This is a genomic window from Klenkia brasiliensis, from assembly GCF_900100695.1.
Classification (GTDB): Bacteria; Actinomycetota; Actinomycetes; order Mycobacteriales; family Geodermatophilaceae; genus Klenkia; species Klenkia brasiliensis.
On the sequence record NZ_FNCF01000007.1, the window covers coordinates 111,117 to 131,573 of the forward strand.

The 20,457-nt window shown below is 73.1% G+C and carries 17 protein-coding genes and 1 tRNA gene; 9 read left to right on the forward strand and 9 right to left on the reverse strand.

Annotated elements, in window-relative coordinates; all coding sequences use genetic code 11:
* Positions 1 to 28 precede the first annotated feature (28 nt).
* From BLT39_RS23410 to BLT39_RS19335, 8 genes are all read left to right on the forward strand, one after another.
* Positions 29 to 157, forward strand: coding sequence for a hypothetical protein (locus BLT39_RS23410; protein WP_278247017.1), 129 nt, complete (start codon positions 29 to 31; stop codon positions 155 to 157).
* Positions 154 to 240, forward strand: coding sequence for a K(+)-transporting ATPase subunit F (gene kdpF, locus BLT39_RS23540; protein WP_091563909.1), 87 nt, complete (start codon positions 154 to 156; stop codon positions 238 to 240). The genes BLT39_RS23410 and kdpF overlap by 4 nt, the downstream gene beginning before the upstream one ends.
* On the forward strand, positions 240 to 1,859 hold the full coding sequence (kdpA, locus tag BLT39_RS19310) for a potassium-transporting ATPase subunit KdpA (RefSeq protein ID WP_091067853.1): 1,620 nt from the start codon (positions 240 to 242) through the stop codon (positions 1,857 to 1,859). The genes kdpF and kdpA overlap by 1 nt, the downstream gene beginning before the upstream one ends.
* Entirely contained in the window at positions 1,856 to 3,883 is a 2,028-nt protein-coding gene (gene kdpB, locus BLT39_RS19315) for a potassium-transporting ATPase subunit KdpB (RefSeq protein ID WP_091067857.1), read from the forward strand. Before kdpA ends, kdpB begins: the two co-directional genes overlap by 4 nt.
* Positions 3,883 to 4,470 (forward strand): potassium-transporting ATPase subunit KdpC, encoded by a 588-nt coding sequence (gene kdpC / locus BLT39_RS19320; RefSeq protein ID WP_091067859.1) that lies wholly within the window; start codon positions 3,883 to 3,885, stop codon positions 4,468 to 4,470. The genes kdpB and kdpC overlap by 1 nt, the downstream gene beginning before the upstream one ends.
* Before the next feature lie 112 nt (positions 4,471 to 4,582).
* Positions 4,583 to 4,655 (forward strand) — tRNA-Ala (locus BLT39_RS19325).
* A 121-nt stretch (positions 4,656 to 4,776) separates the two neighbouring features.
* Entirely contained in the window at positions 4,777 to 5,715 is a 939-nt protein-coding gene (locus tag BLT39_RS19330) for an MBL fold metallo-hydrolase (RefSeq protein ID WP_091067863.1), read from the forward strand.
* An 86-nt stretch (positions 5,716 to 5,801) separates the two neighbouring features.
* A complete protein-coding gene (locus BLT39_RS19335; RefSeq protein ID WP_091067866.1) occupies positions 5,802 to 6,944 on the forward strand; it encodes a thiolase family protein in 1,143 nt (380 codons plus the stop codon).
* On the opposite strand, the gene BLT39_RS19340 is transcribed toward BLT39_RS19335, so the two are convergent.
* From BLT39_RS19340 to BLT39_RS19350, 3 genes are read right to left on the reverse strand one after another with little or no spacing between them, the layout of a single operon-like run.
* Positions 6,941 to 9,364, reverse strand: a complete 2,424-nt coding sequence (locus tag BLT39_RS19340) for an AMP-binding protein (RefSeq protein ID WP_091067870.1) — start codon at positions 9,362 to 9,364, stop codon at positions 6,941 to 6,943. The two genes, BLT39_RS19335 and BLT39_RS19340, sit on opposite strands and share 4 nt — an antisense overlap.
* A complete protein-coding gene (locus BLT39_RS19345) occupies positions 9,361 to 11,079 on the reverse strand; it encodes a class I adenylate-forming enzyme family protein (RefSeq protein WP_091067874.1) in 1,719 nt (572 codons plus the stop codon). Before BLT39_RS19345 ends, BLT39_RS19340 begins: the two co-directional genes overlap by 4 nt.
* Positions 11,076 to 12,671 carry a flavin-containing monooxygenase gene (locus tag BLT39_RS19350; protein ID WP_091067877.1) on the reverse strand — a complete coding sequence of 532 codons (1,596 nt, stop codon included), beginning with the start codon at positions 12,669 to 12,671 and terminating at the stop codon, positions 11,076 to 11,078. Before BLT39_RS19350 ends, BLT39_RS19345 begins: the two co-directional genes overlap by 4 nt.
* Before the next feature lie 83 nt (positions 12,672 to 12,754).
* Between BLT39_RS19350 and BLT39_RS19355 the strand changes: the two genes are divergently transcribed.
* Positions 12,755 to 13,678, forward strand: a complete 924-nt coding sequence (locus BLT39_RS19355; protein WP_091067880.1) for an enoyl-CoA hydratase-related protein — start codon at positions 12,755 to 12,757, stop codon at positions 13,676 to 13,678.
* A gap of 50 nt (positions 13,679 to 13,728) precedes the next feature.
* On the opposite strand, the gene BLT39_RS19360 is transcribed toward BLT39_RS19355, so the two are convergent.
* The 6 genes from BLT39_RS19360 to BLT39_RS19385 all read right to left on the reverse strand — a co-directional run bounded on the left by BLT39_RS19360 (position 13,729) and on the right by BLT39_RS19385 (position 20,453).
* Positions 13,729 to 15,213: an aldehyde dehydrogenase family protein gene (locus BLT39_RS19360; protein ID WP_091067883.1), complete on the reverse strand. Its 1,485-nt coding sequence runs from the start codon at positions 15,211 to 15,213 to the stop codon at positions 13,729 to 13,731.
* 108 nt (positions 15,214 to 15,321) lie between these two features.
* Positions 15,322 to 16,050, reverse strand: coding sequence for an ester cyclase (locus BLT39_RS19365; RefSeq protein WP_091067887.1), 729 nt, complete (start codon positions 16,048 to 16,050; stop codon positions 15,322 to 15,324).
* Positions 16,050 to 17,567 carry a long-chain-fatty-acid--CoA ligase gene (locus BLT39_RS19370; protein ID WP_091067890.1) on the reverse strand — a complete coding sequence of 506 codons (1,518 nt, stop codon included), beginning with the start codon at positions 17,565 to 17,567 and terminating at the stop codon, positions 16,050 to 16,052. The genes BLT39_RS19365 and BLT39_RS19370 overlap by 1 nt, the downstream gene beginning before the upstream one ends.
* Positions 17,568 to 17,569: 2 nt before the next feature.
* Positions 17,570 to 18,766 carry an acyl-CoA dehydrogenase family protein gene (locus BLT39_RS19375; protein ID WP_242658555.1) on the reverse strand — a complete coding sequence of 399 codons (1,197 nt, stop codon included), beginning with the start codon at positions 18,764 to 18,766 and terminating at the stop codon, positions 17,570 to 17,572.
* An 80-nt stretch (positions 18,767 to 18,846) separates the two neighbouring features.
* Positions 18,847 to 19,698, reverse strand: a complete 852-nt coding sequence (locus BLT39_RS19380; RefSeq protein WP_242658556.1) for a 3-hydroxyacyl-CoA dehydrogenase family protein — start codon at positions 19,696 to 19,698, stop codon at positions 18,847 to 18,849.
* A gap of 98 nt (positions 19,699 to 19,796) precedes the next feature.
* Positions 19,797 to 20,453, reverse strand: coding sequence for a TetR/AcrR family transcriptional regulator (locus tag BLT39_RS19385; RefSeq protein ID WP_091067892.1), 657 nt, complete (start codon positions 20,451 to 20,453; stop codon positions 19,797 to 19,799).
* Positions 20,454 to 20,457: the final 4 nt, after the last annotated feature.

Genomic DNA, 20,457 nt, shown 5'->3' on the forward strand with positions numbered 1-20,457 from the left:
CCGCCGCTCCTAGCGTCGCCGTCCGCAGGTGACCGGTGCCGTGCCGGTCCCGCGGACGAGAAAGGCGACAACGGTGACCGACGTGGTCTACGTGCTCCTCACGCTGGCGGTCTTCGGGCTGCTGGCCCTGGCCGTGCGCGGGGTGGAGCGGCTGTGATCGAGACCTGGATCGGTCTGGCGGTGGCGGTCGGGCTGACCGGCTACCTGCTGGCGTCCCTGCTGTTCCCGGACCGGTTCTGATGACGGGCTGGCTGCAGGTCGCCGTCCTGGTCCTCGCCCTGGGCCTGGTGCACAGGCCGCTGGGCGACTGGATGGCCCGGGTGTACACGTCGGGGGAGCACTGGCGCGTGGAGAGGCTGACCTACCGGCTGGTGGGGGTGGACGCCGACGCCGAGCAGCGCTGGCCCACCTACCTGCGCAGCATCCTGGCGTTCTCGCTGGTCGGCGTGCTGCTGCTCTACTCGTTGCAGCGACTGCAAGCACTGCTCCCGCTGGACAACGGCATGGCGTCGGTCGAGCCCTCCAGTGCCTGGAACACGGCGGTCAGCTTCGTGACCAACACGAACTGGCAGGGCTACGCGGGCGAGTCGACGATGGGCCACCTGGTCCAGATGGCCGGGCTCGCGGTGCAGAACTTCGTCTCCGCCGCCGTGGGCCTGGCCGTCCTGGTGGCCCTGGTGCGCGGGTTCGTCCGCCGCGGCACCGACCGGCTGGGCAACGCGTGGGTCGACATCACCCGCTCCGTCGTCCGGCTGCTGCTGCCCCTCGCCGTCCTGGCCACCGTGGTCCTGGTGCTCGGCGGGGTCGTGCAGAACCTGCGGTCAGGCGGCGACGTCACCACCCTGGCCGGCGGGTCGCAGTTCATCCCCGGCGGGCCGGTCGCCTCGCAGGAGGCCATCAAGGAGCTGGGCACCAACGGCGGCGGGTTCTACAACGCCAACTCCGCGCACCCCTTCGAGGGGCCGACCGCGTGGGTGTCGCTGTTCCAGGTCTTCCTCATGCTGGTCATCCCGTTCTCGCTGCCGCGCACCTTCGGGCGGATGGTCGGGGACCGCAAGCAGGGCCTGGCGATCCTCGGGGTGATGGGCCTGCTGGCCGGGATCTCCCTGGCGCTGATCAGCAGCTTCCAGGCCGGCGCGCTGCCGGAGGGCCAGGAGGTCCGCTTCGGGGGGCCGCTGTCCTCGCTGTTCGCCGCCTCGACCACGCTCACCTCGACCGGGGCGATCAACACCCAGCACGACTCGCTCACCCCGCTGGGCGGCATGGTGACGCTGTTCAACATGATGCTCGGCGAGGTCGCGCCGGGCGGGGTCGGCTCGGGCCTGTACGGGATGCTCGTGCTCGCCGTCGTCGCGGTCTTCGTCGCCGGCCTCATGGTCGGCCGGACGCCGGAGTACCTGGGCAAGAAGCTCGGCCGTCGGGAGATGACCCTGGCCAGCCTCTACATCCTGACCACGCCGGCGATCGTGCTGATCGGCACAGCGGTGGCGATCGCCGTGCCGGCCGGGCAGGCCGGGATGCTCAACAGCGGCCCGCACGGGCTCTCCGAGGTGCTCTACGCGTTCACCTCCGCCGGCAACAACAACGGCTCGGCGTTCGCCGGCCTGAGCGCGAACACGCCCTTCTACAACACCGCGCTGGGCCTGGCGATGGTGCTCGGCCGGTTCGTGCCGATCGTGCTGGTCGTCGCGCTGGCCGGGAAGCTCGCCGCGCAGGGGAAGGTCCCGGTCACCTCCGGCACCCTGCCCACCCACCGCCCGCTGTTCGCCGGGCTGCTCACCGCCGTCGTCCTCGTGGTCGTCGGGCTCACCTACTTCCCGGTGCTCGCACTCGGGCCTCTCGCCGAAGGGCTGTCATGACCACCCCCGTGCTCGACCGGGCACCCGCCCCGGAGACCGCGAAGCCCACCATCGCGTGGGCGCCGGCGTTCGCCGGCGCGGTCCGCAAGCTCGACCCGCGCGGGCTGGTGCGCCAGCCCGTCGTGTTCACCGTCTGGGTCGGCTCGGTGTTCTCCACCGTGCTGGCCGTGCTGCACCCGTCGGTCTTCGGCTGGTCGATCGCGGTCTGGCTGTGGCTGACCGTGCTGTTCGCCAACGTCGCCGAGGCCGTCGCCGAGGGCCGCGGCAAGGCGCAGGCCGCCTCGCTGCGCAAGGCCAAGACCACCGCCGTCGCGGTGCGGGAGGACGGCCGCGAGGTGCCGGCCGCCGACCTGCGGCCCGGTGACCGGGTCGTCGTGGTCGCCGGGCAGGTGATCCCCGGGGACGGCGACGTCGTCGAGGGCATCGCCAGCGTCGACGAGTCGGCCATCACCGGTGAGTCGGCACCGGTCATCCGGGAGTCCGGCGGCGACCGGTGCGCCGTCACCGGCGGGACGACGGTGCTGTCGGACCGCATCGTCGTGGTCATCACCAGCAAGCCGGGCGAGACCTTCGTCGACCGGATGATCGCGCTGGTCGAGGGCGCCTCGCGGCAGAAGACGCCGAACGAGGTGGCGCTGGACATCCTGCTGTCCTCGCTGACCATCGTGTTCCTGCTGGCCGTCGTCACCCTGGCACCCGTCGCCGCGTGGTCGGGTGCGGGCCAGTCGACCACCGTGCTCATCGCGCTGGTGGTCTGCCTGATCCCCACCACCATCGGCGCGCTGCTGAGCGCGATCGGCATCGCCGGCATGGACCGGTTGGTGCAGCGCAACGTGCTGGCCATGAGCGGCCGGGCCGTCGAGGCCGCCGGCGACGTCGGCACCCTGCTGCTGGACAAGACCGGCACCATCACGCTGGGCAACCGGCAGGCCGCCCGCTTCGTGCCGGTCGGGGGCGCCTCGGCCGAGGAGGTGTCGCAGGCCGCCGTCCTCGCGTCGCTGGCCGACGAGACGCCGGAGGGCCGGTCGGTCGTCGTCCTCGGCGGGGGAGCGGTCGACCGCCCCGCGGGTGCCGCGTTCGTGGAGTTCACCGCGCAGACCCGGATGAGCGGGGTCGACCTGCCCGGCGGCCGGCAGCTGCGCAAGGGCGCCGCCGGCGCCGTGCAGGCGTGGGTGCGCGGGCTGTCCGGTGCGGTGGCCCCGGAGACGGGGTCGCGGGTCGCGGACATCTCCGAGGCCGGCGGGACGCCGCTGCTGCTGGCGGAGAAGGGGCCGGACGGCGCCCGGGTGCTCGGGGTCATCGAGCTGAAGGACGTCGTCAAGCCGGGGATGCGCGATCGCTTCGACGAGCTGCGCCGGATGGGCATCCGCACCGTGATGATCACCGGCGACAACGAGGCGACCGCCCGGGCCATCGCCGCCGAGGCCGGGGTGGACGACGTCCTGGCCGAGGCGACGCCGGAGGACAAGCTCGCGCTGATCGCGAAGGAGCAGGAGGGCGGCCGGCTGGTCGCGATGACCGGGGACGGCACGAACGACGCCCCGGCGCTCGCCCAGGCCGACGTCGGCGTCGCGATGAACACCGGGACGTCGGCGGCGAAGGAGGCCGGCAACATGGTCGACCTCGACTCCGACCCCACGAAGCTGATCGAGATCGTGGCCATCGGCAAGCAGCTGCTCATCACCCGCGGCTCGCTGACCACGTTCTCCATCGCCAACGACCTGGCCAAGTACTTCGCGATCCTGCCGGCGATGTTCGCCCCGGTCTTCCCGGGTCTGGACGCGCTCAACGTGATGCGGCTGCACTCGCCGGAGTCCGCAATCCTCTCCGCGGTCATCTTCAACGCGCTGATCATCGTGGCGCTGGTGCCGCTGGCGCTGAAGGGCGTGCGGTACCGCCCCGGGACGGCCTCGGCCCTGCTGTCCCGCAACCTCCTGGTCTACGGCGTCGGCGGCGTGGTGCTGCCGTTCATCGGGATCAAGGCCATCGACCTGCTCGTGTCGCTCATCCCCGGGATCTCGTGATGACTCGTCAACTGCTCGCCTCGGTCCGTGCCCTGCTGCTGGCCACGGTGGTGCTGGGCCTGGCCTACCCGCTGCTGCTGACCGGGTTGGCCCAGGTCGCCGTCCCCGGCCGGGCCGACGGGTCCCTCGTGTCCTCGGCCGACGGCACGGTGGTCGGCTCGTCGCTGCTCGGCCAGGGGTTCGTGGACTCCTCCGGCGACCCGCTGCCGCAGTACTTCCAGTCCCGGCCGTCGGCTGGGGACTGGGACGGCGCGGCGTCGGGCGGGTCGAACCTGGGGCCCTCCTCGCCCGAGCTCGCCGAGGCCGTGGGCTCCCGGCGGGCCGAGGTGGCGTCGTTCAACGGGGTGCCGGAGTCGCAGGTGCCCGACGACGCGGTGACGACGTCGGCGTCCGGCCTGGACCCGGACATCTCGCCGGCCTACGCCGCCATCCAGGTCGACCGGGTCGCCGCCGCGCGGGGGGTGTCCGCCGACGAGGTGTCGGCGCTGGTCGCGCAGGCCACGCACGGCCGGGACCTCGGGTTCATCGGGGCGCCGGGCGTCGACGTCCTGGACCTCAACCTGGCCCTGGACCGCGCCTTCGGGTGACCCCGCGGCGGGGGTGCCGGCCGACACGCCGGTGACCGGCACCCCCCTGCGGAGGGCCCTCCCGGGGACTGTATGGTTGTCGACGGCTCGGACACACCAGACCGGGTCGCAAGGGGCTGTGGCGCAGCTGGTAGCGCACCACACTGGCAGTGTGGGGGTCAGGGGTTCGAGTCCCCTCAGCTCCACCCGATCGACCAGGCCGTCCTCCTCCCGGAGGGCGGCCTTCGTCGTCTCCGGAGGTCCATCGGCCGGAGCGCCCGGCCCTGCTGTCAACAGCAGGGTTGACAGCGGAGGCACGATGGGGCGGTGAGCTCCACCGCAGCTGACCCGGTCCTGCCGCCCCCGGTCCTGACCGAGGTCGCCGACGGGGTGTTCGCCTACGTCCAGCCCGACGGCACCTGGTGGGTCAACAACACCGGTCTGCTGGTCGGCGCGCGGGGGGCCGCGGTGGTCGACACCTGCTCCACCGAGAAGCGCACCCGGGCGTTCCGGGACACGGTCGCCACGGTCACCGACCAGCCGGTGCGCACCCTGGTCAACATCCACCACCACGGCGACCACACCCACGGCAACTGGCTGTTCGACGGTGCCACCGTGGTCGGTCACGAGGCCACCCGCGACGGCGTGCTGGCCGCCGGGATCCCCGGCGAGCAGCCGTTCTGGACGCCGTTCGACATCGGGCGGGTCGTCCTGGAGCCGCCGTTCCTCACCTACACCGAGGGCGTCACGCTGTGGGTCGACGACCGGCGCTGCGAGGTCACCCACGTCGGCACGCCGGCGCACACCACGAACGACTCCGTGGTCTGGCTGCCCGAGCAGCGCACGCTGTTCGCCGGCGACCTGCTCTTCGCCGGCGGCACCCCGTTCCTGGTGATGGGTTCGCTGGCCGGGGCGATCGAGGTCCTCGAGGAGGTCGTCACCCCCCTCGGCGCGGAGACCGTCGTGCCCGGCCACGGCCCGGTGTCCGGCCCGGAGCTGGTCGACGACGTGCTGGGCTACCTGCGCTGGCTGGACGGGGTCGCGCGCGACTCGCACGCCGCCGGGGTGTCACCCCTGGAAGCTGCGCGCAGCACCGACCTGGGGCCGTACGCCGGGTGGTCCGACGCGGAGCGCATCGTCGGCAACCTGCACCGCGCGCACGCCGAGCTGTCCGGTGGCGAGCGCGGCTGCCAGATCGACGTCCGGGCGGCACTGGCCGACATGGTGACCTACAACGGCGGTCACCCGCTGACCTGCATCGCCTGATTCCGTGCAGATGTCCCCGACCGTCCCGGTCAGGGCTGTTACCCCGGCCGGCACCGCTGCCGGCGCCCAGTGAGAGGAGTCGCCAGATGCGCGACGCAGTGATCGTCGAAGCCGTGCGCACCCCCGTCGGCAAGCGCAACGGTGGCCTGTCCGGTGTCCACCCCGTCACCCTGTCCGCGCACGTGCTGCGCGAGCTGGTGGCCCGTGCCGGGGTCGACCCCGCGCTGGTCGACGACGTGGTGTGGGGGTGCGTCTCCCAGATCGGTGAGCAGACCTACGACGTCGCCCGCAACGCGGTGCTGTCGGCCGGCTGGCCCGAGAGCGTCCCCGGCACCACCGTCGACCGGCAGTGCGGCTCATCCCAGCAGGCCGTGCACTTCGCCGCCGCGGGCCTGGTGGCCGGGCACTACGACGTCGTCGTCGCCGGCGGCGTGGAGTCGATGAGCCGGGTGCCCATGGGCTCCTCCGTCGCCGGTCAGAGCCCGCTGGACCAGGACTACCTGGACCGCTACGACGGCGTGGCCCCCAACCAGGGCGTGGGCGCCGAGCTGATCGCCGAGCACTGGGGCCTGTCGCGCACCCAGCTCGACGAGTTCGCGCTGCGTTCGCACGAGCGCGCCGCCGCTGCCCAGGACGAAGGCCGCTTCGAAGCCCAGCTCGCCCCGGTCGACACCCCCGACGGCCGGGTCGCCGTCGACGAGGGCGTGCGGCGGGGTGGCACCGTGGAGGGCCTGGCCGGGCTGAAGACCCCGTTCAAGGCCGACGGTGTGGTGTCGGCCGGGAACGCCAGTCAGATCTCCGACGGCTCGGCCGCCCTGCTGATGATGACCAGCGAGAAGGCCGCGGCCCTCGGCCTGACCCCGATCGCCCGCGTGCACAGCGTCGCCCTGGCCGGCGACGACCCGGTCAAGATGCTCACCGCGCCCATCCCGGCCACCAAGAAGGTGCTCGACCGCTCCGGCCTGCGGCTGGACGAGATCGGCGTCTTCGAGATCAACGAGGCCTTCGCCCCCGTGCCGCTGGCCTGGCAGGCCGAGATCGGCGGTGACGAGAAGCTGCTCAACCCGGTGGGCGGGGCCATCGCGCTGGGTCACCCGCTGGGCGGCTCCGGCGCCCGCATCATGACCACGATGGTCCACCACATGCGCGACAACGGGATCCGCTACGGCCTGCAGTCGATGTGCGAGGGCGGCGGCCAGGCCAACGCCACCATCCTCGAGCTGCTCTAGCGCTGCACCCGGCGGGCCAGGTCGGCGGTGAGCTCGTCGGCCTGGCCCAGGGCCCTGGACAGCCACCAGAAACCGTGGACGGCGCCCGGGTACTCGACCAGCTCGACCGGTACCCCGGCCTCGCGCAGCCGCGCCGCGTAGGCCCTGCCCTCGTCGCGCAGCGGGTCGAGCTCGGCGACCACGACCGTGGTCGGCGGCAGGCCGGCCAGGTCGTCGGCCAGCAGCGGTGCGGACAGCGGGCCCGGCTCGGCGCCGGCCAGGTAGAGGTCCCAGAACCAGTCGAGCTCGCGGCGGGTCATGAACGGTCCGTCCGCCCGCGCGAGCATCGACGGGGTGTCCGTGGGCGGTGCGAGCGTCGGGTAGACGAGCAGCTGCGCGGCCGGCAGCGTTCCCCCGTCGTCCCGGAGCAGCGTGGAGACGGCTGCGGCCAGGGCCCCACCGGCGGAGTCCCCGAGCAGCACCAGCCGGTCCCCGAGGTCCCGCGCCCACCGGACGGCGGCCAGGCAGTCGTGCACGGGGCCCGGGAACGGCGACTCCGGGGCGAGCCGGTAGGCGACCGAGACCACGGTCGCACCCGAGGCGGCGGCCAGCGCCCGGCAGGGGCGGTCCACGACCTCGAGGTCACCGAGGACGAACCCGCCGCCGTGCAGGTAGACCAGCACGGTGCCGGTGGTCCCCGGGTAGACCCGGGCCGGGAAGCCGAGGTCGACGTCGTAGGTGCCGGCCACGTCCGGGGCGGGCCGTTGCAGGCGGATGGCGCCGCGCACCTGGTCGCGGGCCGCGGCCACCCCCACCCGGTCGTATGTCTGCACCCCGGCGGTGGCGAACTTCTCGACCAGGGCCTGCACGTCGGGGCGCAGCCGCACCTGCTGCCGCAGCACGTTCTTCTGCACCTTGCCGGTCGGCGTGCGCGGCAGGTCCCCGACCAGCACCAACGACTCCGGGTACTTCTGCTTCGCGATCCCGAGCCCGTCCAGGAACGCCGTCAGCGACTCCAGGGTCACGGTGGCACCGGGCCGGGGGACGACGACCGCGCAGCCACGTTCGGTCAGCACCGGGTCGGGCACCGCCACCACGGCGACGTCGGCGACGTCCGGGTGCCGGTAGAGGTGGTCCTCGACCTCCTTCGCGCTGATGTTCTCCCCGCCGCGCAGGATGAGGTCCTTGCTGCGGCCGGTGACGGTCAGGAACCCGGCGTCGTCGACCCGGCCCAGGTCGCCGGTGGCGAACCAGCCCTCGGCATCCACCACGTCCCGGTCCAGCCCGTGGTAGCCCAGGAACATCTCCGGTGCCCGGGCCCGCAGGTGACCCACCGTGCCCGGCGGCACCTCGCGCTCCTCGTCGTCGACGACCCGCAGCTCCCCGAGACCGACCACCCGGCCGTCGGTGTCGGCGCGCAGGTCGGCCGGGTCGTCGGCGTGGCCGGCGGTGACGGTCGGGATCTCGGTCGACCCGTAGACCCGGACCACGGTGCAGTCCAGCTCCCGGGTGGCCTCGCGGACCAGCTCGGGCGGGACGTCGGCGCCCCCGCAGCCGAACACCCGCAGCGTCGAGGTGGCCGGCCGGGCGGGCGAGTGGGTGAGCCCGTGCAGGAACGGGGTCGCCGCGACGGTGACCGTGCACCCCTCCGCCGTGATCAGCGACCAGCCGCGCTCGGGCGACCAGACGTCGCAGAACACGACGGCGGTGCCCAGCAGCGAGGCCAGGTGGAAGCCGTAGAGCACCCCGGTGACGTGCGCGACCGGAGAGGCCGACAGCACGACGTCGGAGGCGGTGAGCTGCAGGTGGGTCACCATGCTGCGGTCCTCGTGGCCGAGCGTGTCGTGGCTGTGCACCGCGCCCTTGGGGTCGCTCTCCGTGCCCGAGGTGTAGAGGAGGCACACCGGGTCCCCGCTGCTGCGCCCGGGTTCCGCGTGCCCGCCGTCGGCGGTGGAGAGCAGGTCGTCGAAGTCGCCACCGCGAGCCACGACGACGTGCTCGAGAGCTGGGCAGACCGGCCGCAGCCGCTCGGCGAGGGCCGTGTGGTCGTGTCCACGGAACACCCCGGGGACGACGAGGACCCGCGCACCGCCCGAGCGCAGCGCGAACGTCATCTCCGCATCGCGCAGGATCGGCATGAGCGGGTTGCTCACCGCACCCAGCCGGATGGTGGCCAGGTGCACGACCAGCGCCTCCCACCAGTTGGGCAGCTGCTGGGCCACCACGTCGCCGGGGCCCACGCCGAGCCGGCGCAGACCCGCCGTGCAGCGGACCACCCGGTCGGCCAGCTCGGCGTAGGTGAGCCGGACATCGGCGTCGACCACGGCCAGCCGGGCGGGGTCGGCGGCGTCCACCCAGGCGTCGAGCAGGGTGCCGTCCCAGGCGCCGGCGGCCGTCCACCGCTCCCGCGCGGCGGGGGTGGCCTGCGGGAACGCCGTCACGACGGGAGCAGGGTCTGCCGGGCGCGCTCGGCGAGCAGGAACTTGCGGGGCCGACCGGACGGCGTCAGCGGGATCTGGGCCGGGTCGATGGCCAGCACGTGCCGGGGCACCTTGAACCGGGCCAGCTGCGGGGCCGCCCAGGCCAGCACCTGCGCGGCATCCAGCTCTGCGCCGGGGGCGAGCACGACCCAGGCCACCCCGACCTCGCCCATCCGCTCGTCGGGCAACGGGACGACGTGGGCCTGCGCGATCGACGGGTGCGCGGCCAGCACCACCTCGACGTCCCCGGGCACGACCTGCTCGCCGCCGCAGCGGTAGCAGTCCTTCACCCGGCCGGCCAGCCGCAGCCAGCCGTCGGCGTCGACCGAGCCCAGGTCACCGGTGCGCAGCCAGCCGTCGGCGGTGAAGGTGGTGGCGTCGGCGGCAGGGTTCTCGAAGTATCCGTCGATGACGCCCGGCCCGCGGGCCAGCAGTTCGCCCACGGCGCCGGGCTCGAGCGCCGCACCGGTGACGGGGTCGGCGGTCCGGTAGACCACCAGCTGGCGGTCGAGGTCGGGGTCACCGGCGATGCCGGCGTCCCGGACCCGGCCGTTCGTCGTGCGGCGCCGGTCCGGGTCGTCCTCCGGGCGGGTGCAGGTGGTCGAGGCCGTGGTCTCGCTCTGCCCGTAGCCGGTGACCACCTCGACCCCGCCGCAGACCGCACCGAACACGTCGTCGATCGCGTCCCAGATGCCGGCGGGGGACACCCCTCCCGAGGAGAACAGGTGGGTGAGCGAGGAGAGGTCGTGCTCGTGGGCCCGCAGCTCGGCCAGCACCCCCAGGGTCATGGTGGGGATCAGCAGCGCGTCGGTGCAGCGGTGCGCCTGGATCGCGACCACCGTGGCGGCCGGGTCGAAGACCAGCTGCGGCACGATCGCCCCGCCGACGAACGGCACGGTGAGCAGGCCCTCGACGAAGCCGTAGACGTGGTACATCGGCAGCGAGAACGTGATCCGGTGCCCGTCGGCGAAGGCCCGGCCGAGCACGCTGGAGTACGCCGCCCGCAGCAGCATGTCGTGGGTCAGCGGCACACCCTTCGGCTCGCCGGTGGTGCCCGAGGTGAACAGCAGCACGGCGGGCGCGTGCGGGTCGCCGACGGGCTCGTCGACCAGCGGGTCGAGGTCGGCGAGCGCGGCCAGCGTCGTCGTCCCCGGGCGGGCCGGGGCCTGCCCGGTCTCCACGACCACCACCGAGCGCAGCTCGGGCAGGGCCTCGCCCCCGCCGGCGGTCTCCCACCCCGGCGCCAGCTCGTCGAGCACCGCCAGGTGGTCGGTGCCGCGGAACGCGTCCATCACCACGAGGGCGACCGCGTGCGAGCGGCGCAGGATGAACCCCAGCTCCGCCGTCCGGACCAGGAAGTTCACCGGCACCGCAGTGGCGCCCAGCCGGCTGAGCGCGTACGTGACCACGGGGAACTCGGCGTAGTTGGCCAGCAGGACGGCCACGTGGTCCCCGGCGCGCACCCCCAGCCCACGCAGGCCGGCAGCCAACCGGCGGGAGCGGTCGACGGTCTCGCCGTAGCTCCAGGACGCCCGGTCGGTGATGACCAAGGGACGTTCGGGGAAGGACCCGGCCGCGTGGTCGACCGCTCCGGACAGCGTGCGCGGTACCCAGACCGGGTGCCGTTGCTCCAGCAGGGCCCGCCGGGCAGCGGGGGCGAGCGGGTGGGCGGTCACCGGGCCGACGCCGTCATGGTGAAGCCGTCGTAGTCGTCGGCCACCACCCGCTCGAGGATGCGCTTGTAGCCCCGGACGCCGCCGACGTAGGGGGTGAACACCCGTGGCTTGCCGGGGACGTCGTCGCCCATGTAGTAGCTGCGCGCCCGCGGGTAGAGGGTGGCCTCGGCCCGTTCGTTGACGTGCGCCACCCAGCCGCTCTCGGCCTCCGGGGTCACCTGCACGACACCGGCGCCTCGGGCCGCCGCCGCGTCGAGCAGGTCGGCGATCCAGTCCACGTGCTGCTCGATGCTCAGCAGCACGTTCGACAGCAGCGACGGGCTGCCCGGACCGGCGACCAGGAACATGTTCGGGAACCCGGCGACCTGCAGGCCCAGGTAGGTGCGCGGCCCGGCGGCCCACGCCTCGCGCAGGGTCTGCCCGTCCCGGCCGACGATCTCGGGCTTGAGCAGCGCACCGGTCATCGCGTCGAACCCGGTGGCGAAGACGACGACGTCGAGCTCGATCTCCCGCTCCGCGGTCTGCAGGCCCCGCTCGGTGAAGCCGGTGACCGGGGTGTCCCGGACGTCGACCAGCTCCACGTCGTCGCGGTTGAAGGTCTCGAAGTAGCCGGAGTCGACCGGTGGCCGTTTCGCGCCGAACGGGTAGCCCTGCGGCAGCAGGTGCGGCAGCAGCTCGGGCTTGGTCACCTTGGCGGCGATCCGCTCGCGCACGTAGTCGGCGACCGTGTCGTTGGCGCGCTCGTCCAGCATCAGGTCCCGGTAGCTGAGCAGGAACCCGAACCCGGTGGTGGGCCACTGCTCGTCGTAGTGCCGGCGCCGCTCCTCGGGGGTGACCTCCAGCGCCGACTGGCGCACGACCGGGAAGCTCAGGCCGGTCGGGGAGTTACGGGCGGCCTCCCGGCGCTCGCGGTAGACCGCCTTGACCGCGGCGTCCTCCTCGTCGTCGACCGGTGCGTTGGTGGCCGGGATGGAGAAGTTGGGCGTGCGCTGGAAGACCGTCAGGTGGGCGGCCTGCTCGGCGACGACCGGCACCAGCTGGGTGCCCGAGGAGCCGGTGCCGATGACGCCGACCCGCTGCCCGGTCAGGTCGACGCCCTCGCGCGGCCAGCGGGCGGTGTGCAGCACGGTGCCGCGGTACCGGTCCTGGCCGGGGAGCTCGGGGTCCTTGGGGATGCTCAGCTGGCCCGTGGCCATGACGACGAACCTGGCCCGCCAGGTGCCTGCGGAGGTCTCGACGTCCCAGCCGTCGTCGGCGAAGACCATCCGGGTGACCCGGGTGCGCAGGTGGACGTCGCGAGCCAGGTCGAAGCGCTCCACGACGTGGTCGATGTAGCGCAGGATCTCCGGCTGGGTGGCGTAGCGCTCGGTCCAGCGCCACTCCTGCTCCAGGTCGGGGTCGAAGCCGTAGGAGTAGTCGTGGCTGCGCACGTCGCAGCGCGCGCCCGGGTACCGGTTCCAGTGCCACACGCCGCCGATGCCGTCCCCGGCCTCGAGCACGGCGACGCGGTACCCGCGTCCGCGCAGGGTGTGCAGCGCCCGCAGGCCGGCGAACCCGGCCCCCACCACGACGACGTCGACCTCGGTTGCCATGCCTCGACTGTGGTCGTGGACACAGCCATTGTCAACAACTACGTTGACCAACGACGGGTCGACGACGACGCAGGGAGACCGCAATGGGCCGCAGGGTGACCAACCCCTCGATGCTGACCTACGAGAAGGAGGGCCGGATCGCCACGATGACGCTGAACCGGCCCGACCGGGGCAACGCGTTGTGCCGCCAGCTGCGCGACGAGATGGACGACGTCCTCGACGACCTCGACTCCGACGACGACACCCGGGTGCTGATCGTGGCCAGCAACGGGAAGAACTTCTGCACCGGCTACGACCTCTCGGAGTGGGGCTACCTCTGGGGCACCGGTGAGCCCTCGCGCCCCGAGGACAGTCGCCCGCACCGTCGCGCCCCGATCTTCAGCCGCCGCGAGTTCCACGAGTCCCGCGAGCGCTGGATGCGGCTGTGGCGCATCCGGCAGGCCACGGTCGGCGTCGTGCGCGGGGCCTGCGTGGCCGGTGGCCTGGACCTGGCCGGTGTGCTGGACGTCGTGTTCGCCGCCGACGACGCGACCTTCGGCCAGCCCGAGGCCCGCACGATGGGGGAGATCCACACCTTCGGCATGTGGCCGGTGCACCTGGGCATGCGCAAGACCAAGGAGTGGCTGTTCACCGGCGACTCGATGACCGGCACCGAGGCCGAGCAGCTCGGCCTGGTGAACAAGGCCGTGCCGGCCGACGAGGTGATGGCGGTGGCCCGGGCGTATGCCGAGCGGATCAGCCACGTGCCGCTGGAGATGCTCTACAGCCACAAGGAGGCGACCAACCGCTGGTGGGACGCCATGGGCATCGCCTCGGCGATCGCGGCGGCCAACGACGCCGACGCGATGGCGATCGCCGGGCCCTCGATGGCCGACTTCGAGCGCATCCAGCGGGCCGACGGCGTCCGCGCGGCGGTGGAGGACCGCGACGAGCCCTTCTCCCACCACCGCACGTACTGGGAGGCCTACCAGGCCGGCCGGGCGGCGGAGCGGGCCGACCGGGGATGACCGCCGCGACCGCGGCCCGGCGACGCTGCCGGGCCGCGGTCGCGGGGCGCCTACAGCTGGATGGCCTTGGTCTCCAGGAACTCCTCGATGCCCGCGGCGCCGGCCTCCCGGCCCAGGCCCGACTGCTTGTACCCACCGAACGGCGCGGCCGTATCGAACGCCCCGCCGTTGACCTGGACCTGGCCGGCCTGCAGCTGCCGAGCCACCCGCAGCGCCCGGTCGCGGTCACCGGACCACACGGCCGCGGCCAAGCCGTAGACGGTGTCGTTGGCGATGGACACCGCCTCGGCCTCGTCGCCGTAGGGCAGGATCGCCACGACCGGCCCGAAGATCTCCTCCCGGGCGATGGTCATGTCGTTGCGGACGTCGGAGAACACCGTCGGCTGCACGAACCAGCCGGTGTCGCGACCGGTGTCCAACCCGCCCGTGACCAGCGTGGCGCCCTCGTCGATGCCGGCCTGGATGTAGCCCCGCACCTTGTCGTGCTGCACCTTGCTCACGAGCGGGCCGATGACGGTGCCTTCCTCGTCCCAGGCCCCGATCGAGTAGGTGCCGGCGATCCGGGCGGCGATCTCCTCGGCCTCCGCCAACCGGTCGGCCGGCACGAGCACGCGGGTCAGGGCGGTGCATGCCTGCCCGCAGTTCAGCCCCACCGAGTTGGCGAAACCGCCGGCGATGGCCTCCTCGAGGTCGGCGTCGTCCAGGACCACGTTGGCCGACTTGCCGCCCAGCTCCAGCGCCACCCGCTTGACCGACCCCGCGGCCACCTCGGCGATCCGCTTCCCGGCCCGCGTGGAGCCGGTGAAGGACACCATCGCGACGTCGGGGTGGGCGACCAGCGCCTCGCCGACGACCGGACCCACGCCGCTGACCAGGTTGAACACCCCGGCGGGCAGGCCGACCTCGTCCATGACACCGGCGATGGCGTGCACCAGCAGCGGAGCGACCTCGGAGGGCTTGACCACCACGGTGCAGCCGGCCGCGAACGCCGCCGCCACCTTCAGCGCCACCTGGTGGGCCGGGAAGTTCCATGGCGTGATGCAGCCGACGACCCCGATCGGCTCCTTCACCACCAGCGAGTTGCCCACCTCCTGCCCACCGAAGTCGTAGCTGCGGGCGAGGTCGGCGTAGAAGCCGAAGTTGAAGATCGGCAGGCCCAGCTGCACGAGCTTGGAGGCCTCGACCGGGCCGCCCACGTCGCGCGAGGCCAGCTCGGCGAACTCGTCGAGCCGCCCGCCGACGATCTGCCCGACCCGCTCCAGGTAGTCGGCGCGCTCGGCGCCCGACAGCGCCGACCAGGCCGGGAGCGCGGCCTTCGCGGCGGCGACGGCGGCGTCGACGTCGTCGGTCGAGCCGTCGGCGACCTCGGCGATGACCTGCTCGGTGGCCGGGTCGAAGACCTGGATGCGGGCATCGCTGGTGGAGGGGGTCCAGCGGCCGTCCACGTACAGGGCGGTGGCGTCGACGACCTCACCGGCCCGCAGGCCGGCCAGCAGGTTCTCCAGGGTGGGGGTGGTGCGGGCCGTCGCGGTCATCGCGACGCTCCTCCGGCTGGGTGTGATGTGTCGCACACACCTTGACCGCATGCCACGCATCTGTCAACGGTGCTGTGGACTGCTTGTCCGCGGAGAACATCGCCCAATTCATCCGCTCCTGCGGGTTCGGAGCAGGCCGTGGCGATCGCTGACCACCGTCCCGCCGGACACCGCGCCCTGGGTCACGGTCACCAGGCCCGCGATGCCGAGCCGCTCGCCGCCGTCGACCTGGGTCGCCGCGAACGCCACCTGGTCGCCGGCGGAGAACATTTCGGCCACCTCGACGTCGCGGGGGCGGATCAGCGCGGCGGTCAGCCCGTCGTCCCAGGTCACGCCGTCGACGCCGGGCTCGGCCGAGGCCAGCCAGGAGCGGACGACGTCCTCGGCGGCGGGGTCGGGCAGCGCGGGCCGGGTCGTCCACGGCGCCGCCATCGGCGTCCCCACGGTGTCGGGGACCCCGTCGGCCAGCTGACGCCGGCGGGCCGCGTAGTCCTCCTGGGTCCAGTTCTCGGTCAGCCGCTCGCCGTCCCAGGCGAACAGCGCGACACCGGTCCAGGCGGCGGCCCGCAGGTCGTGCCGGGCCGACGCCCCGTGCTCGGTGAAGTGCAGCACCAGCCGGTCCTCGGTGAACGCCAGGTCGTGCACGGTCAGCTGCAGGCCCGGGAACTGCTCGAGCTGGCCGACGGTGGCCGGCACGTAGGCCTCGAGACCGTCGAGCTCGACGTCGCCGATGTGCACCCGGTAGCCGGGCACCATGATGTCCGGGGGAACGGACGCATCGGCCCGGTCCAGCCAGTCGACGGTGAAGCGCTGGGCCAGGCGGGCGAGCGGGTGCATCAGTGGACCTGCCTCTCGGAGCCGGACCAGAACGGCTCGCGCAGCACCTTCTTGAGCACCTTGCCCGAGGCGTTGCGCGGCAGCTCGTCGGTGAAGTCGACGCTGGTCGGGCACTTGTAGTGGGCCAACCGGTCCCGGGCGAAGGCGATCAGGCCCGGCTCGTCGACCGTCGCACCGGGCCGCCGGACGACGACCGCCTTGACCGTCTCGCCCCACCGGGGCGAGGGCACCCCGATCACGGCGGCCTCCAGCACCTCCGGGTGCGCGTAGAGCACGTTCTCCACCTCGGCGGGGTACACGTTCTCCCCGCCCGACACGACCATGTCCTTCATCCGGTCGTGCAGGAACACGTACCCCTCGGCGTCGAGGTAGGCGGCGTCGCCGGTGCGCAGCCAGCCGTCCTCGGTGATGGTCTCGGCGGTCAGCTGCGGCTGGCCCCAGTAGCCGACGGTGTTCTGCCCCGAGCGGACCCAGATCTCCCCGACCCCGCCGACGTCGGCGTCCGCACCGGTGGCCGGGTCGACCACCCGGAGCTCCAGCCAGGGCAGCGGCTTGCCCACCGAGCGCAGCAGGCCGGCCCGCGGTCCGCCCGGGTCATGGTCCTCGGGTGGCAGGCAGACGACCGAGCCCGAGGTCTCCGTCATGCCGTAGACACCCATGAAGTCGCACCCGAAGAGCGCGATCGCCTTCAGCAGCTGGGTCTCACCCATCGGTGCGGCGCCGTAGGCGATGCGCCGCAGGCTCGACAGGTCGGTGCCGGGCAGCGCCGCGCTCTCGGCCAGCATCTGCACGACCGCCGGCACCAGGAACGTGTGCGTGACCCCGTGCTGCTCGATCAACCCCAGGACGGCGGCCGGGTCCATGTCGCGCACCAGCACGGTGTGACCGCCCTGGCCCAGGGCCGTCAGCGAGTAGCCCGCCCCGCCGATGTGGAACAGGGGAGAGGGCACCAGGTTGACCGTGTGCTCGTCCATGCCGTAGAACTCCCGGCCCATCCGGGGCGTCCACAGCAGGTTGGCCGAGGTGAGCATGGCCCCCTTGGGGCGTCCCGTCGTCCCCGAGCTGTAGAGCTGCAGCACCACGTCGTCGGCGTCACCTCCCCACCCCGGGTCCTGGTCCTCGCCCAGCCACGCCTCGTAGTCCTCGCCGAGGTGCACCTGCGGGACACCCTCGGGGAGCAGGTGGGCGAACTCCGGGTCGACGACCACGAGCCGGACACCCGCGTCGGCGACCACGTCGGCCACCTCGGGGGCGGCCAGCCGGAAGTTGAGGCCGACGGTGACCGCACCGAGCATGGCCGCCCCGAAGACGACCTCGTAGAAGGTCGGCGCGTTCTTGTCCAGCACGCCGACCCGGTCGCCGGGGCCCAGCCCGGCCGTCTGCAGGGCGCGGGCCACCCGGGAGCTGCGCTCGTGCAGCTCGGCGAAGGTGCGGGTGGTGTCCCCGAGCGTCACCGCCGGCGCACCGGGTCGGTCCGCGGCGAGTTCGCGGACCAGCTGGGCGAGGGTCTCGGCCACGGTCAGTAGCTCTTGGGCAGGCCCAGGCTGTGCTGGGCCACGTGGTTGAGGACCATCTCGCGGCTGACCGGCGCGGTCTTGAACATGCGCGCGACGAACCACAGGTCGGCCAGGCCGTACTCGTAGGACAGGCCGTTGCCGCCGTGCACCTGGATGGCCTGGTCCAGCGCCTTGACCGCGGCGTCGCCGGCGGCGAACTTGGCGATGTTGGACGCCTCGGCGGCGTCGAGCCCGGCGTCGGACATCTCGGCGGCGCGCATGGTCATCAGCCGGGCCAGCTCCACGGCGATGTAGGACTCCGCCAGCGGGTGCGCCACCCCCTGGTGGGCGCCGATCGGGGCCTTCCAGACGGTGCGCTCGTTCGCGTACTGCGCCCCCTTGGCCAGCGCGTAGCGGGCGATGCCGTTGGCCATGCAGGCCGCGGCCACCCGCTCGGGGTTGAGCCCGGCGAAGACCTGCTTGAGGCCCTCGCCCTCGGTGCCGACCAGCCCGGCGCGCTCGACCGGGACGTCGTCGAAGAACGTCATGAACTGCTTCTCGGGCAGCATCAGCGCCGAGTCCAGCTTCTGGAAGGTGAGCCCGGGGGCGTCGGTGTCGCAGATGAACAGCGACAGCGTGTGCCGCCCGTCGGGGCCGGGCTCGGCGTCGCGGGCCACCACGAGCAGGGCCTGGCACTCGTCGACGCCCGAGGTCCAGTACTTCTGCCCGCGCAGCCGCCACCCGCCGTCGCCGTCCTTGTGGGCGGTGGTGGTGATCTTGTGGGTGTTGGAGCCGGCGTCGGGCTCGGTGATGGCGAACGCCATCCGGAAGGTGCCGTCGGCGATCCCGGGCAGGTACTTGGCCTTCTGCTCGGGCGTGCCGTGCGCGGTGAGCACGGTGCCGGCGATGGCCGGGCTGATCACGACCATGAACATCGGGCAGCCCTGGCTGGCCATCTCCTCGATGACCACGGCCAGGTCGGCCAGCCCGCCGCCCCCGCCGCCGTGCTCCTCGGGCAGGTGGACGCCGAGGAACCCGGCCTTGCCCATCGCCGACCACAGCTCGTCGGCGTGCTCACCCTTGGCGACGACGTCCTGGAAGTAGGAGCGGCCGTAGCTGCCGACCAGCTGCCGTACCGCCTCGCGCAGGTCGCGACGCTCCTCGGTGGTGTCGCTGATCCGCGAGCCCTTGCCGGGCAGGCCGACCGGGGTGTTGTTCACGAGGCTCTCCTCTGCAACGCCGTCAACGCCGTCGTTGACGGTAGGGAGTGGCCTGGGCCACGTCAAGGGTGCCGACGGGGTCAGGGCCAGTCGTAGAAGCCGCGGCCGGACTTGGCGCCAAGCTCTCCTGCAGCGACCTTGTCGACCAGCAGCTGCGGCGGTGCGAACTGCGGCCCCAGGGCCGTCTCGAGGTTCCGGGCGATGTGCAGCCGCACGTCCAGCCCGACGATGTCGGTCAGCCGCAGGGGCCCGACGGGGTGCCGGTAGGCCAGCTGGACCGCCCGGTCGATGTCGGCCGGTTCGCCCACCCCCTGCTCGACCATCCGGATGGCCTCCAGGGCGGCCACCACGTCGAGCCGGCTGGTGGCGAAGCCCGGCGCGTCGGCGACCACCGCGGACTCCTTGCCGATACCGGCGACGGCGGCCAGCGCCGTCTCCAGCGTCGCCGCCGACGTGCGGGCGCCGCGGACCACCTCGACCACCGGGATGGACCAGACGGGGTTGAAGAAGTGCAGGCCGAGGAACGCCTCGGGGCGGGCCAGCCCCTCGGCGAGGGCGTCGATGGACAGGGCGCTGGTGTTGCTGGCCAGCACGGCCGGTCCGCGCGCCTCGCAGGCGGCCAGCACCCGGTGCTTGAGCGCCAGGTCCTCGGGCACCGTCTCGACGACCAGGTCCAGGCCCTCGGGGAGCTCCTCGGCCGAGGGCGCGTGCTCCAGGCGGTCGGCCAGGCCGGCGGCGACCTCGGCGGAGAGCTTGCCGCGGCGCACTCCGGCCTCGGCTGCGCCGGCCACCTCGCGGCGCACCGCGACCATCCGTGCGTGGTCGGGCTCGACCACCACGGTGCGCGCCCCGGTCACCGCGAAGACGTAGGCGATGCCCACGCCCATCGTGCCGGCCCCGACCACACCGACGCTGCCCGTCGCACCCGCCACCCGGTCCTCCTCGACGCGTCCTGGCTGTACCGTGCCGTCAACGTACACGTTGACGGCCTCGGGCGGAGCGACCGCGGTGCGGACCGGGCGATGAGCGATCAGCGGGCCGTGAGGCCGTCCAGCAGCACGTCCGCGTAGGCGCGCCCGATGGTCGCGGCGTCGACGTCGGACTTCTCGGGGTTGAACCACCGGTTCGTCCACCCGACCATGCCGATCAGCCCGTAGGCGAGCACCCACGGCTCGGCGACCGGCCGGATGGTGCCCTCGGCGATGCCCGACTCGATGATCGCGGTCACGCAGTCCTGGTAGGCGCGGTTGAGCCCGCGCATCTCGGCCGACCAGTCGGCGCGCTTCTGCCCGACGTGCGACAGGTTCTCCTGGATGAAGACGTACAGGAAGGGATAGGACGCGGCGTAGGAGTCCATCAGCTCGGTGACCAGTCGGCGCAGCTTGTCCGGGGCGTCCCCGGCGCCGTCCCGGATGGCTTCGGCCCGTGCGACGTTGGCCCGGACGGCATCGCTGACGACCTCGTCGAACAGCTCCTCCTTGCTGCCGACGTAGTAGTACAGCGTCGCGCGGTCGGTCCCGAGCGCCTCGGCGATCTGCCCGATGCTCGTGCCGCGGAACCCGTGCGACTTGAACAGGCCGGCCGCCGCCGCGATGATCTCCTGCCGCCGCTCCCGGTACGCCGCGCGGTCGCCGTCCTGGGCCGCGGCCCGGCGACGACCGATCGCGCTCGCCTGCTCCTCGCTCACCCCG